The 13,881-nt window shown below is 57.9% G+C and carries 14 protein-coding genes and 1 pseudogene; 12 read left to right on the top strand and 3 right to left on the bottom strand.

What is annotated here, in order from left to right; genetic code table 11:
- The first annotated feature begins 91 nt into the window (after positions 1-91).
- The 3 genes and pseudogenes from ACHMXK_RS07230 to ACHMXK_RS07220 all read left to right on the top strand — a co-directional run bounded on the left by ACHMXK_RS07230 (position 92) and on the right by ACHMXK_RS07220 (position 1,988).
- Positions 92-633, top strand: a pseudogene (locus ACHMXK_RS07230) (DUF3455 domain-containing protein).
- A 232-nt stretch (positions 634-865) separates the two neighbouring features.
- A complete protein-coding gene (locus tag ACHMXK_RS07225; RefSeq protein ID WP_397438975.1) occupies positions 866-1,447 on the top strand; it encodes a DUF3455 domain-containing protein in 582 nt (193 codons plus the stop codon).
- Between the two features lie 130 nt (positions 1,448-1,577).
- A complete protein-coding gene (locus tag ACHMXK_RS07220; RefSeq protein WP_397438973.1) occupies positions 1,578-1,988 on the top strand; it encodes a hypothetical protein in 411 nt (136 codons plus the stop codon).
- A gap of 93 nt (positions 1,989-2,081) precedes the next feature.
- Here the strand turns inward: ACHMXK_RS07220 and ACHMXK_RS07215 are convergent, their stop codons facing one another.
- The gene (locus ACHMXK_RS07215) at positions 2,082-2,507 is read right to left on the bottom strand and encodes a hypothetical protein (protein WP_397438971.1); all 426 of its coding nucleotides are present in this window, start codon (positions 2,505-2,507) and stop codon (positions 2,082-2,084) included.
- A 148-nt stretch (positions 2,508-2,655) separates the two neighbouring features.
- Between ACHMXK_RS07215 and ACHMXK_RS07210 the strand changes: the two genes are divergently transcribed.
- From ACHMXK_RS07210 to ACHMXK_RS07190, 5 genes are all read left to right on the top strand, one after another.
- Positions 2,656-4,470, top strand: a complete 1,815-nt coding sequence (locus ACHMXK_RS07210) for a glutamine--tRNA ligase/YqeY domain fusion protein (protein ID WP_397438969.1) — start codon at positions 2,656-2,658, stop codon at positions 4,468-4,470.
- Between the two features lie 77 nt (positions 4,471-4,547).
- Complete coding sequence (locus ACHMXK_RS07205) at positions 4,548-5,279, top strand: hypothetical protein (RefSeq protein WP_397438967.1); 732 nt, start codon at positions 4,548-4,550, stop codon at positions 5,277-5,279.
- Positions 5,276-5,503: a hypothetical protein gene (locus ACHMXK_RS07200; protein ID WP_397442462.1), complete on the top strand. Its 228-nt coding sequence runs from the start codon at positions 5,276-5,278 to the stop codon at positions 5,501-5,503. The genes ACHMXK_RS07205 and ACHMXK_RS07200 overlap by 4 nt, the downstream gene beginning before the upstream one ends.
- A gap of 121 nt (positions 5,504-5,624) precedes the next feature.
- Positions 5,625-7,226, top strand: coding sequence for a DUF3696 domain-containing protein (locus ACHMXK_RS07195; protein ID WP_397438965.1), 1,602 nt, complete (start codon positions 5,625-5,627; stop codon positions 7,224-7,226).
- Positions 7,201-8,349, top strand: coding sequence for a hypothetical protein (locus ACHMXK_RS07190; RefSeq protein WP_397438963.1), 1,149 nt, complete (start codon positions 7,201-7,203; stop codon positions 8,347-8,349). Before ACHMXK_RS07195 ends, ACHMXK_RS07190 begins: the two co-directional genes overlap by 26 nt.
- 416 nt (positions 8,350-8,765) lie before the next feature.
- Here the strand turns inward: ACHMXK_RS07190 and ACHMXK_RS07185 are convergent, their stop codons facing one another.
- Positions 8,766-9,488, bottom strand: a complete 723-nt coding sequence (locus ACHMXK_RS07185) for an SOS response-associated peptidase (protein WP_397438961.1) — start codon at positions 9,486-9,488, stop codon at positions 8,766-8,768.
- 153 nt (positions 9,489-9,641) lie between these two features.
- Between ACHMXK_RS07185 and ACHMXK_RS07180 the strand changes: the two genes are divergently transcribed.
- Positions 9,642-10,235 (top strand): mechanosensitive ion channel family protein, encoded by a 594-nt coding sequence (locus ACHMXK_RS07180; RefSeq protein WP_397438959.1) that lies wholly within the window; start codon positions 9,642-9,644, stop codon positions 10,233-10,235.
- 322 nt (positions 10,236-10,557) lie between these two features.
- Here ACHMXK_RS07180 and gltS read toward each other — a convergent pair whose 3' ends face one another.
- A complete protein-coding gene (gene gltS, locus ACHMXK_RS07175) occupies positions 10,558-11,754 on the bottom strand; it encodes a sodium/glutamate symporter (protein WP_397438957.1) in 1,197 nt (398 codons plus the stop codon).
- Between the two features lie 409 nt (positions 11,755-12,163).
- Between gltS and ACHMXK_RS07170 the strand changes: the two genes are divergently transcribed.
- From ACHMXK_RS07170 to ACHMXK_RS07160, 3 genes are all read left to right on the top strand, one after another.
- A complete protein-coding gene (locus ACHMXK_RS07170) occupies positions 12,164-12,691 on the top strand; it encodes a hypothetical protein (protein WP_397438955.1) in 528 nt (175 codons plus the stop codon).
- A gap of 167 nt (positions 12,692-12,858) precedes the next feature.
- Positions 12,859-13,485 carry a transcriptional regulator gene (locus ACHMXK_RS07165; protein WP_397438953.1) on the top strand — a complete coding sequence of 209 codons (627 nt, stop codon included), beginning with the start codon at positions 12,859-12,861 and terminating at the stop codon, positions 13,483-13,485.
- The gene (locus ACHMXK_RS07160) at positions 13,469-13,879 is read left to right on the top strand and encodes a hypothetical protein (protein ID WP_397438951.1); all 411 of its coding nucleotides are present in this window, start codon (positions 13,469-13,471) and stop codon (positions 13,877-13,879) included. The genes ACHMXK_RS07165 and ACHMXK_RS07160 overlap by 17 nt, the downstream gene beginning before the upstream one ends.
- Positions 13,880-13,881 lie beyond the last annotated feature (2 nt).

Genomic DNA, 13,881 nt, shown 5'->3' with positions numbered 1-13,881 from the left:
GTCTGTGTAGGGCTGTTCAAAAACAGCTCGCACAGGCGTTAACAACAAGCTGGCGCCCAGCCAGCTCAACGTAAAACCAGGAGAACCCCAAATGATGATCCGTACCGCCATCGCCACCGCCGCCGTCTCGCTGGTCGCCGCCTGCAGCAGCATGTCCCCCGGCATGCCCACCTACTCGCAGGCCAGTTTGCCGGCCGCCGTGCAGGTGCCAGCCGGCCACAAGGTCGCCATGGAAACCGTCGGTGTAGGTGAGATCACCTACCTGTGCAGCGCCAAGACATGGCCGGCCAGCACGAATGGGTGTTTGTCGGTCCCGACGCCAAACTGATGAGCCGGGGCGGCCAGCAGGTCGGCAAGTATTACGGCCCACCCGCCACCTGGGAAGCCATGGACGGCTCCAAACTGACCGCCGTGCAGCTCGCTGTCGCCCCCCACGTCGCGGGCAGCATCCCGCTGCAACTGGTCAAGGGCAACCCGGCCATGGGCACAGGCGCCATGCAGGGTGTGACCTACATCCAGCGCGTGGACACCCGGGGCGGCGTGGCACCGGCCGCACCGTGCAACGCCGGCAACATGAACGCCAAACAGACCGTCAACTACCAGGCCGACTACATCTTCTACAAGACCCTGTAGGCGTGGTATTCATGCGCCCTGGAACGGTTCCGGGTAGCGAACGGCCAGCGCTGAAGCCTTGCGCGGCTGGTTTTCAGCCCACAAGCCAAACAAGGGCCGCGCGCATTCCCGACTTCGGCAGCGATGTTGCGAATGCGCGCTTCACTCGCAGCACCCATGCGCAGCGTCCTACATCCGCTTACATGCCTTGCGGCTCTACTGGCCCATTAACAAACAAACCAAGGGAATCACCATGAGAAGCAACAACACCCAAGCACGCACCTTCGGCAAACGCCTGCTGCGCACCACCTGCCTGGCCGGCGGCACCCTCCTGATCATGGCCGCGTGCTCCAGCGTCAAGCCGCCGCCCAAGCCCTACAGCCAGGACACCCTGCCGCAATCCGTTCTGGTTCCTGCGGGCCACCAGGTGGTACTGGAAACCACGGCGACCGGCCTGCTCAACTACGAGTGCCGCCCGAGCGCCACCGGCCCCTACGCCTGGGTCCTGATGAGCCCGCAGGCCAATTTGCTGGACCGCACCGGCAAGGACGTGGTCGCCTACACCGGCCCGCCTGCCAAGTGGACACATATCGACGGCTCTAGCGTGGTCGGCACCCAGATCGCCGTCGCGCCCAACGGTGAATACACCCTGCCGCTGCAACTGGCCCGGGCCGAACCGTCCATGGGAAGCGGTGTTCTGCAAAACATCAGCTTCATCCAGCGCATCAAGACCAAAGGCGGCGTTGAAAAAACCAAACCTTGCGCCGCGCTCAACACCGGTGAAAAGTTGACCCTGCCCTACCAGGCTGACTACATTTTCTGGCGCCCGGTCTAAGCAGCGCCCCATATGCGGGCGGGCACCACAGGGTGCGCGCCCGCAGGCCTTGTGGGCGATTTCCTACATTGCCCACACCGGCTCCGAGGTCTACTGGACAGACAACAAACGCAGGAAGGAGTGAGTCGCCATGAAAAGCACACACAACAAGTTTCGCGCGCTGGGTTGGGGCATGAGCCTGGCCCTGTTGATGGTCACCGGCACGGCCGTCCTGATGGCCGTTTTTTCCAGTGCGGCGCCTGCCGCCCACCTGTACCGCCCGGCAGCTGCCACCCCGTCTTTGCACCCGGTGCAGCAGGCCCAGAACGGCGACGACACCCTGTTTTACGAACGTATCGCCGGCAGCGATGGCGAGTACCAATGGGTGCTCAGTGCCGAGCCGCAAGCCCAACCGGCGGTCAACAGCGGACCGTCGATCTACGCCGGTGGCCCGACCCCTGTCAGCTACACACTGCGGGTCAAACCGGCCGGCCTGAACAAGGCCATGAGAAATTGCAGCCGGCCCCGGGTGTATGACATTGTGTGTATCACCCTGGGTTAAGCCCCCGGCATCCCAAACGACAAAAAGCCCGCAGACCTGAGCCTGCGGGCTTTTTTGCGGGTCATGCCCGCGTGACGCAATGATCAGGCCGTTTTAACGACGGTCACCGCGATGCCCGTTGCCGTGGTCGCCATGACCATGGTCGTGATCACGGTGACCGTGGCGGTAGTAACCACCGCCGTAACCGTAATACATGGGCGGGGGACCGTAATACACAGGCGCTTGCTGCACAAACACCGGGCGCGGCCGGACATACACAGGTGCAGGCTGTACGTAAACCGGTTGCGGCTGCACATACACCGGCTGCGGATAGCCGTAAACCGGTGCGCCGTAGACGGGATAAGCATTGCCTATCCCCACCTGCACGCCCGGCACCGCGACGCCGACGGAAAACGACACATCGCTACGGGCATGGGCACCACCGGAAAAACCCATGGCCGCCACGGCCAGAACCGCCGTGGCACCGGCCATCAGCAAAGCCCTCTGGGGTGACAAAGACTGGATTTTTGACTTCAACATTGAATTCTCCTTGGAAGGGGCGTTAAGTGCCCATGTAAGTATTAAACGCGCGAATCGGCTATCGGCTTACCGCATGCACAGTGAAGTGAGTAGCCAAACGTAACGTCCAGACCCGATCTGGCGCCGCCAAGCCCCTAGAATCAAGGCTATGACCTCCCCTGCCGACAAAGAAATTTCCAAGCCCAGCAACTTTTTGCGCCAGATCATCGAACACGATCTGGCCCATGGCACCTATGCCGACCGCAAATGGGGCGGCAGCCCCGGCGACGCCGCCCACCACGCCGCCGGCCAGACGGACCCGGCCAAGGTGCGCCTGCGTTTTCCGCCCGAGCCCAATGGCTACCTGCACATCGGCCACGCCAAAAGTATTTGCCTGAACTTCGGCCTGGCGCGCGACTACGGCGGCGTGTGCCACCTGCGTTTTGACGACACCAACCCCGAAAAAGAAGACACCGAATACGTCGACTCCATCATTGATGCGGTGAAGTGGCTGGGCTTTGGCTGGGAGAACAAGGGCGAAACAAACCTCTACCAGGCCAGCGACTACTTCGACTTCATGTACCGCGCCGCCGAATACCTGATCGAAGCCGGCCACGCCTACGTGGACGAGCAGACCGTCGAGCAAATGCGACTGAGCCGCGGCGACTTTGCCCACCCCGGCACCAACAGCCCCTTCCGCAGCCGCACGCCCGAGCAAAACCTGGCGCGCTTTCGCGAAATGCGCGACGGCCTGCATGAAGACGGCTCCATGGTGCTGCGCGCCAAGATCGACATGGCCAGCCCCAACATCAACCTGCGCGACCCGGCCATTTACCGCATTCGCCGCGCCACGCATCACAACACGGGCGACAAATGGTGCATCTACCCTATGTACACCTTTGCCCACCCGATCGAGGACGCGCTGGAGCAAATCACCCACAGCCTGTGCACGCTGGAGTTTGAAGACCAGCGCCCGTTTTACGACTGGCTGCTGGACCGCCTGTGCGAAGGCGGCCTGGTGGCCACGCCGCACCCGCACCAGTACGAATTTGCCCGCCTCAACCTCACCTATGTGTTGACCAGCAAACGCAAACTGGCGCAACTGGTGTATGACCACAAGGTCAGCGGCTGGGACGACCCGCGCATGCCCACCATCGTCGGCCTGCGCCGCCGCGGCTACACACCCGAAGCGATTCAGCTCTTTGCTGAACGTATTGGCGTGACCAAAAGCGACAGCTGGATTGACTACAGCACGCTCGAAGGCGCGCTGCGCGACACGCTGGACCCGATCGCCCCACGTGCCATGGCTGTGCTCGACCCCATCAAGCTGGTGCTGACCAACTGGGACGAGGTCATGGGCGCCGGCAAGCTGGACGATTGCAACGCCCCCGTGCACCCGCACCACCCCGAACAAGGCACACGCCACTTCAAGATCGGCAAAGAGGTGTGGATTGAACGCACCGACTACGAAGAAACACCGCCCAAAGGTTTCTTCCGCCTCTTCCCCGCACACACCAATGCCGGCGGCCAGGCCATTGCCGCCAGCAAGGTGCGCCTGAAATACGGCCACGTCATTGAATGTGTGGGTGCCACCAAAGACGCCTCAGGCCAAGTCACAGAAGTCTTGGCCAAGCTGGTCCCCGACACCAAGAGCGGCACACCCGGCGCGGACAGCATCAAGGTCAAGGGCGTGATCACCTGGGTTGGCGTGAACGATGCGGTGCAAGCCGAAGTGCGCTTGTACGACCGCCTGTTTACCGAGGCGCATCCCGAAGCGAACGGCAAGGATTTTCTGGAGAACCTGAATCCGAACAGCCTGAGCGTGGTCACGGCTTATGTGGAGCCATCCATGGCCAACGTAGCCGCCGGTCAGCGCTTTCAGTTTGAGCGGCATGGGTACTTTGTCACTGACTTGGTGGATCACGGTGCGGGTAAAACCGTATTCAATCGGGTGACGGGTATGAAAGACTCTTGGGGTAAGTGAGGTCGAAGCTCCCTCTGGAGTTTCGGGAAGCAAAAGCACCATCCGGTGCATGACAAAGAAATCAAAGAGGGAGCATCATGAAAAACGTCATCAAGGCGCTATTCGCCGCGCTAGCCATCGCCGTCCTGAGTGGATGTGCCACCAGTCTCGACAAAACGGCGACCACTGTGGATTGGACCAAGGGATCCGTCGTCGCGCTCAGCGTGGAGCTACATAACGAGTACAAGCCCAATTACCATCCGACCCACCTCGGCGTGGTCATGATAAAAAAAACAGGGACTGATTCTCGCCAACGAATTCCTGCTTTCAGCGCCATCCCCGCGGGCACCAACGCCTATCTTGTCACCCAGCAAATCCAGCCCGGGCAATACACACTCTCCAAGATCTATGGCATGTCCCAGAAATTCCCCATCATGGGCGGGATTGACTTCGCGATAGACGCGCCGTTCGAAGTAGCCCCCAACTCCGTGATCTACCTGGGCCGCATTGCTGCAGTTAACAAGGAAAGAGCCAACAAGGACGATCAGTCCACCGGGGGCATCATTCCGCTGATTGATCAGGCAATTTCAGGCTATGGCAGCGGCACGCTCAGTGTCGTGCTCAAGGACAACTACGACGAAGATGTGAAAGTCCTGAAGCGCGAATTCATTGCGGTGGAAAAGCATGACGTGATTCGCAGCCCACTGAAAACCATGAAGCTGGAACGTACGACAGGCAGCACCGCAGCGCTGATCGAGGTGAACCTTCCGACAGCTGTGGTGGCAACGCAGGATGCGCCCACCCCCACCTTGCCGGTAACCGGAAAATAGAGCAGCGACAACGGGTCGAAGCCGACGTGCGGCTGTATGGCAGCCTATTTACCGAGGCACACCCCGAAGCGAACGGCAAGGATTTTCTGAAAAACCTGAACGCCAACAGCTTGAGCGTGGTTACGGTTTATGTGGAGCCATCACTAGCCAATGTGGCAACAGGTCAACGCTTCCAGTTTGAACGGTATGGCTACTTTGTGACGGACTTGGTAGATCACACCTAGGGAACGCCTGTATTTAATCGGGTGACGGGTATGAAAGACTCTTGAGGAAAATAGTGACGTATCTAGTAACAAAATAATTATTAGATTTGATGGATTAGTAAATCACAAAAAGGGGATGAGGATGGCGCACCTTGCGGGCATGGGAGTAAAAAGGCTTCGAAGCCTATATGAAATTGATCCAGCTATTGAACTGCGTCCATTAACAGTTTTACTTGGTAAAAATAGCGCTGGGAAAAGCACCTTTGCCCGCCTCTTCCCTCTATTGCGGCAAAGTTCAGAGAGACGTAAACGCTCACCAGTACTATGGTTCGGAGACTTAGTTGATTTCGGATCGTTCACTCAAGCTGTAACCCGTGGCGAGAACACTCTGGAATTAACTTTCGCTCTGAAGTTTTCAGAAAAGGAAACTGAACGTCGTCTCCGTCAGACAATTGGAGAAAATCGCTTCTCTTTTTTTCGTTCCTCTGCAAACACTGTAAGGCTGAGCAAAGCGACCATCACCATCACTCTGTCGCACGACTCGGTGTCGGACTCAGCCTATGCATCCCGTCTCAAACTCAATTTTCACGATCTCGATGTGATTCTGGATATTGCTCCAGACACCAACGAAATATCAAAAATCCTCATTGATGGCGTTGAATTTCGTGCCGCAGATACGATAAATCGAGTGGCCGCAAATCAAGGAAGTATTACGCCCCGCTTGCTGTTTTTCAGAAGAGACACCGAAGACAAAGAAAAATGGTTGGTAGCCAGAAATCCTTGGCGTAGTGCATTGATGCGACTGATAGGCGCACAACTAAGAAGCAACACTAGCCCGCAGACTATCCTACGCATTGCGTCTCAGCTAGCGGTTTCAACAAAAAGTGAGTTGTTGGCGACCATGTCGAAAATTCATGGTCCTCAAGCTTGGTTGAACTTAAGAAATTCACTAAGCGAAAATCACCCCTTTGTTAAAGATATTCAACGCTCACTAGTTGCTTCAAATATTGAATCCATTATTGAGGTAGTCGATGAAGGCCTTGGGGAAATATTTGAAGGCGTTAGATATCTCAAGCCACTTAGAGCTACAGCAGAACGTTACTACCGCCGACTTGATTTAGCGGTTGCCGAAATAGACCCGGAAGGTCGTAACTTCCCAATGTTCCTAGATAGCCTTTCGCCCAACGAGTTGTCGTCATTTCAGGCATGGACAAAAAAATATCTAGAGCTAGATGTGAGCCCGCAAAAGGAAGGTGCCCAACTTATGGTCATGGCTAAGGGCATCCGCGACACCGCGATGTCCAACATAGCCGATATGGGCTTTGGAATATCCCAAGTGCTACCTATTGCCGCTCAACTTTGGTCTTCAAGTAATCAACAAAACACTGGCTCACGCACGTCTTTTGTGGTGGTTGAGCAGCCCGAGTTGCATTTGCACCCGCAGTACCAAGCGAAACTAGGAGATGTATTTGCTGGATTTATTCGACCAAACGAAGAAATTGGGCCTACGTTAGCAAGACAAGAAAATGCGCCGAGATTGATTATTGAAACGCACAGTCAACATTTAATTAATCGACTGGGGGCCCTCGTAGAAAGCGGTCAACTTTTACCAAGCGACGTATCCATAGTTCTTTTTGAGCCGGATCCCGAGAAGGCCGAACGTACAAGGACAAGAGTTTCTGGTTTTGACGAGAGAGGGGTTCTTACAAACTGGCCCTATGGTTTTTTTGACCCAGAAAGCTAGTATGTGGATTGAGCTATCTCCCGATTTGGAGAATATCGACTTTGCGGCTGACAACGACGCCCTTGCAGCTCTGGAAAATATTTTGAGTTCTGTTTTTCGCGGCGAACACGTCTTAGTTGGCAATAGAAAAACCTTAGAAAGCTTCCAAAAAGCTGCGCTATCTGGACATAGCAAAGCTGTCTTGCGATCAGTAATTAATCGACTACCAGAGTTACTTTCATTGTCAGAGTTGCAGGTATTTAAAGTAACGCTTCGAGCAGAATTAGATATTACGCAACAGCCTGAAAAGAATCACTGGCACGTACCTCTAAGACACTTTTCAAATGTGGCTCTTGTGCCTGCAAGTGTTTTGTGTGAAAACCTCAGAGATGCGTCCGCACTACTCGGTTGTGCGACACATTTTCATATTGAGTTCAACCCCAGAGGACTCAGAATTTCCTTAACAGAAGATGGTGGGGGAGGTGCAGAAATAGCTCCTACTCTTGAAAAGAAAATGCGTGACGCAAGACAGTTCGTAATGGCGCTGACTGATACTGATCGCTCCCATCCCGACGCAGCCGCATGTTTGCCGACTCAAAAATGCGAAGCGATCGCAGACAAGGGTAGTTGGGTAGCGGCTCACGTCCCTCTGCCATGTCGAGAAATTGAGAATATCCTTCCCATCAATCTATTGAGTGACTCAACACAGGCTTCAGATGCAAGATTTGCTACCTCTGATCAGCTTCAGTACTTGCAGAAAAATGTTTTTGAGAACTCGACTATTCATCTTTGGGCAGATTTAAAACTTGGCACAAAATTGAGTCTTTGTTGCGAAAGCAATGTCGATCAAACAGAGCGAGACTTTTGGCGCAAAGCGTCAGAACGAATTCCGCACCCATTCAAGGCAGGAAAGGATTGTGCGATTGGAAAATGTCCAAAGATTCAGGGCCAGAAAGACTGCGAGTGCCTGCTCGCTCCAGGGTTGGGCGAGAAAATGCTTGAACGTTTCCTAGAACACACTCAGACAATTTCGATGCATAAGCAGGTAGAACGGATTCGGACGTCTTCGAATAGCGAACTATGGTTTGAACTAGGAAAAAAGGTAGCCAATTGGGGAATCGCTTTGGAAAAATTGAGGGCATAGAACTTCCCAATTGCGCATCAGTGCCATCATTCAACCGAGCCGGACATGCACAGGGCTTTGAACCAAGCAAAGAAACCGTAACACTGCTTATGACATACGCACTGCTGCTATTCGCCGCCCACTCAGCACATGCCAAACTCACAGAAAAAGCACCCTTCATCACTTGCCCGACAACGTCACGCTCGAGATGCTGAGCACACAGGCGTCAAGTGCGGCAACCATGTGATTGACTTGGACTCGGGCGATGGGCGCCTCGTCATTCTGGCCGTCAAGCGTTTTGAGGCGACCGGACTAGGTGGGTAATTCGGCTTCAAATTTCAATTAGATGTCGATCCCCTCACCACTTTTCCGAGCCCCTTCAACCACCCACGGTGACGTCGCGAATTACATGACCCATTGGCCGTCTCCGAAGCTGATCAGCGACTCTTCTCAACCGGATTAGCCAACAGCCAATTCGCTGCATAAGCCCGCATAAACTCCTTGGCCTTCTCCGGGCGGGCGCTGAGCCAGGCGTCGTAGGCGCCTTCGTTCAGGATCGCCAGCATGCGTTTTTCGTTGCCGGGCTGCTGGTAGCGGCTGATCAGGGCGTGGTTGTTGGCGTTGACCGTGAGCAAGCTGTAACTGGTGATGACCTGCCCGTCTGCCCCGGTCCAGCTTTCCCACACACCGGCCACACCCATGGGCTGGCCATCGACCCGGGCAATGCGGGTGGACACGGCTTTGCCGCTGCGAAAATCGTCTTCAAAAAACGCTGTCATCGGCACGATGCAGCGCTGCCCCGCCAGCCAGGCCTCACGAAAGTTGTTGGAGGTGCTCACGGTTTCCGAGCGGGCATTGACCAGCTTGGTCGAACGCAGCTTGGCGTCAGACGCCGACTTGACCCAGCGCGGCACCAGGCCAAACTGACCGGTCACCAGCTCACGCGACAACGGCGCACGCGCGGGCTTGTCAGCATCTGCGGCCTCTTGGGCCTCTTGGATTTCCTCGGGCTCCGCAGTTTCCTCGGCTTTGACGGCACGGATAAACACGCCCGGCTGGCGCGGCCACACGTTGCGCCCCAGGGGTGAATCCGGGGCCGCCACATGGAAGACCTCGGGGTAAAGGGTGGCGGGGTGAAGGCTCTCGTATTGGGTACTCATGCCGGCTATGCTATCGCAGTGGCCCACAGGGCCGCCCCCGCACAACGCGCCACGTGCATCCGCCACACGCGCCAAGCATCCTGGCCCACTAAAATTTGGGGCTCCGCTCCCACCCTCTTCTTCCCAACGCCAACACCACCAGCCCACACCGACATGCGCCGACCCCTGACCACCTACCTGCCCGACTGGACTCGCGACTGGCTCGAAATCATTGTGCCGGGCCTGCAAATCCTGCTGATCCTGCTGGTCGCCTGGGTGTTGCAATACCTGCTGCGCCGCCTGGTGAACCGCCTGAGCGACCATTACCAGTTGCCGAGGGAACTGACGGTGCCGCTCAAGGGTTTTCTGCGCTGGACCATCATGACCGCGGCCATGCTGCTGGTGCTGGAGCGTATGGGGGTGTCGGCCACCGTGTTGTGGACCGCGTTCACCGGCTTTGCCACCGTCGGCGCCGTAGCTTTTTTTGCCGCCTGGAGCGTGTTGTCCAACCTCTTTTGCGCGTTTCTGATCTTCACGGTGCGGCCGTTTCGACTCGGCGACACCATCGAAGTGCTGGACACCGCCGAAAAGCCCGGCGCCCGGGGCCGCGTGGTGGACATCAACCTGCTTTACACCACCCTCGAAGACAGCGACGCCGAACACGTCAGCACCTTGCTGCAAATTCCCAATTCGCTGATCTTCCAGCGTGTGGTGCGCCGCTGGAAAGGCGGACAGCCGCTGTCCACGGCCGTGCCCAAAGCCCTTTGATAAAAAACCCGAAAGCCTGAACTTATGCCCGGCCGCTGTGGGCCACCCTGTGGAAAACTTCAGGGACAAGTCCGCCAGGCCGCGCCACCATTGGCTTGCACTGGAATGCCTGCCATTTAGGCAGCCGGCGCTGTGGCGGGGCGACACCGGCACGGGGACGTGACGCAGAACCCCAGACTGGTGAACCCGGCGCTGCTCCTGGCAGACTGAGACGGCGCCCGGCTCGCTATTCTTTCAATAGCTGCTTGCGCCCGCACATCAAGGGCTACAAGCCTTTTTTACTTGAATATTTGCGATCAAACCCGCAAAACCCCGGGACACGCTATTTCAGAAGGTTCAAAAAGCCGGTGATGATCACCGCGTTGAAAAAGTCGATGAACAGCGAGCCTACCAGCGGGATCACAAAAAACGCCTTGACCGACGGCCCGTGGGCGCTGGTGAAGGCCTGCATATTGGCCATGGCATTGGGCGTGGCGCCCATGCCGAAGCCGCAGTGGCCGGCGGCCATGACGGCCGCGTCGTAATCGCTGCCCATGACCCGGAAGGTGACCCAGTAGGCGTAGGCAAACATCACCGCCGTCTGCACCAGCAGAATCACCAGCAGCGGCCCCGCCACGCTGGCCATTTCCCACAGCCGCATGGACATCAGCGCCATGGTCAGGAAGAAGGCCAGCGACACATTGCCCACCACCTCGAACTGACGCGCCGGCAACACCCAGTTGCGCCAGTCGATGACGTTGCGGAGCAGGGCCGCCACCAGCATGGGACCCAGGTAGGCCGGCAAGGTGATGCCCACGTCCTTGAGCCAGTTCACCAGCACCGTGCCGGCGCCAATCGCCAGGCTGACTAGGATGATGGCGTACATCACCGTGCGGTCATTGGTCTCTATGGTTTCAGGCCCGGCCGAGAGGTGGGGTGGTGCTTCCACCGGCTGGGCGGCCGGCCCCTGCAAGTGGTGGCGCCGCATCAGCAGCGACCCCAGCGGCCCGCCAATCACGCAGCCGGCCACCAGACCAAAGGTGGCGGCGGCAATGGCCGCCGGCAAGGCGCCGGCCGCACCGGCCTGCTCCAGCAAGGGCCCGAACGCGGCCGAGGTCCCGACCCCACCGGTGAGCGAGATGGAGCCGGCGGCCACACCGATCAGCGGATGTACCCCCAGCAGGCTGGCGATGGCAGCGCCTGCGACGTTCTGGATCACGACCAGCCCGATGGCCACCAGCAGGAAAATCGCCACGGCCACACCGCCTTTTTTCAGCAGCTCGAAGCTGGCTGAAAACCCGATGGTGGTGAAAAACACCATCATCAGGAAGGCGCGCATGTTGTCGTAGAACTCGAAGGTAAACATGCCCATCTGGTGGCCGACCAGTGCAAACAGCGAAAACAGCAAGCCGCCTATCACCGGCCCGGGGATGAAATAACGCTGCAACAGGGGGATGTGTTTTTTGACGAATTCGCCCACCACCAACAAGACGGCGGCAATGCCGACGGTCTGGGCGATATCGAGCTGAAAGGTAATCACGAAAGGGGGGTCCTTGGGGGAGAAAAAGGGCTGATGAGCCGGTTGTGCGTGCTATCAGGTAAATAGCAGCTTTTGCGTGCGCGATAAGCGCCGGAGAGCGATTTTATCGCGTGACACTGGGCCCCCCTTCAAAGGCGGCTTGACCAGCGTCCGCCAGCGCCCCAGTCCCCGGTCTTGCGCCGTCTGCAGCAGCAGCAGCCATGCCCCGCTGCCTGCCGCGTATTTCAAGTCCGAAATGCCTGCAGCCCTTAGCCATCGGGCGCATGCAGCTCCCACAAGCGTAGCGCCTTGTTGGGTCCCGAGTGGTCGCCGTTTGAGTCTGGAGGGGTCGCTCTAGCTTTTTAGGTCGTCATCACTAGGGGAAACCGGGATCATCAAGCATCTCTCCCTCTCACCCCAAGGACACCCCATGAGCGCCAAACATCTTTCCACCGTGGCCAGCGAGCTGATCGCGTCTTACGGCAACACCGCCAAAAACATGATCGACGCCTACCGCGCTGGCGGCGAGTATGTGGTTCATGCACTGGAGCAGCGCTGGAACCGCGCCTTGAACGAATCGCGCTCGGAACTGACGGCGGAAGTCGCCAACAACGCCACGGCCGCGCAACTGGCTTTCAGCGCCTATTACGTCAAGGGTTTGAGCCTCACGACCGACGGTGCGCAGCAAGTGGTCAACCAATTGCTCAAAGTCGCCGAGGCCGGCGTCGAGCGTGCAGCCGCCAACGCAGCCCTGTTTGAAGAAAAAACCGGCGTGACCGCCCTGCAGACGCTGGCCCAGGCCACGACACCCGGCGCCTTGGTGCTGAGCAAACTGGCGACACAGATCGAGCAAAAAACCGCCGACCTGGCCAGCAAAATCGCCGGCGACGATGTCACGACGGTAAGCGCCAAACGATCCTCGGCGTTCAGCCAGCGCCGCGCCTCCAAGGCGGCTTGAGCCATTTCTTGAGAAAAAAGAGGCTGTAGCCTAAGTAACGCGGGCGCAAGCAGCTATCAAAGGGATAGCGTTTTGGCGATAGGATATCGGGGCTCAGATGCCAAGGCCCTGACTTTCATCGTCTTCGCTCCCTTTAAAACCCCATTTCAGGTACGATAACACCCATTATGGGTATTATCAAAAACATCCCGAAGGCAAAGTCCAGCATGGCCGATGCCCTGTTCCCAAAAGGGCGGCAACGCGTCCTGGCGGTGCTCTTCGGCAACCCCGACCGCAGCTTTTATGCCAATGAGGTGATCGCCCTCGCCCAGTCGGGCACCGGGGCGGTGCAGCGCGAACTGGCGGCCTTGTCTGAGGCGGGTTTGCTGACCGTCACCAAACAAGGCAACCAGAAGCACTACCAGGCCAACGCGGCGGCGCCGGTGTTTGCCGAGTTGCGCGGTCTGGTGCTCAAGACCATGGGTTTGGCCGACGTACTGCGTGCCGCCCTGGCTCCACTGGCCTCGCAGATTGATGTGGCTTTCGTCTATGGCTCGGTCGCCAAACAGCAAGACACCGCCCAAAGCGATATTGACGTGATGATTGTGAGCGCCAGTCTTGGCTACGCCGACGTGTTTGGGGCGTTGGAAAGCGCCACCACGACGCTGGGCCGCAAAGTCAATCCGACGCTGTACACCGCCGCAGAGATTGCCAAACGCATCCAGCAGGACAACGCGTTTGTCACCCGCGTTTTGCAGCAGCCCAAGATATGGTTAATAGGAACGGAGGAGGAGCTTCATGCCCAGCCCGCTTGACAACCTCTGCGGCCCCGGCAAGCCCTTGCAACAAGAAGCCCCCGACACCAACGAGCTCGCGGGCCTGCAGCGCAGCGGCATTGCACGCTTGAAAGATGCACGCAACGCCACGCTGGCGCTTGAAAGCCGGTTTGATCTCGCGTACAACGCCGCGCACTCCCTGAGTCTGGCGGCGCTGCGCCGCATGGGCTACCGTGCTGGCAACCGCTACATCGTGTTTCAGGCATTGCCGCACACACTGGGCCTGGGCCCCGAGGTGTGGCGCGTGCTGGACAAGTGCCACAACACGCGCAACCTGGGTGAGTACGAAGGTTTGCTGGATGTCGATGAGCGACTGGTCACCGACCTGATTACCGCCGCGCAGGCGGTGGCTGACGCTCTGAGCCCAGACTGAAT

The sequence above is a fragment of the Polaromonas sp. UC242_47 genome, assembly GCF_044452385.1.
Lineage (GTDB): Bacteria > Pseudomonadota > Gammaproteobacteria > Burkholderiales > Burkholderiaceae_C > Polaromonas.
The sequence above is the reverse complement of the archived record's forward strand: the minus strand, read 5'-3'. Positions and strand labels throughout refer to the sequence as shown.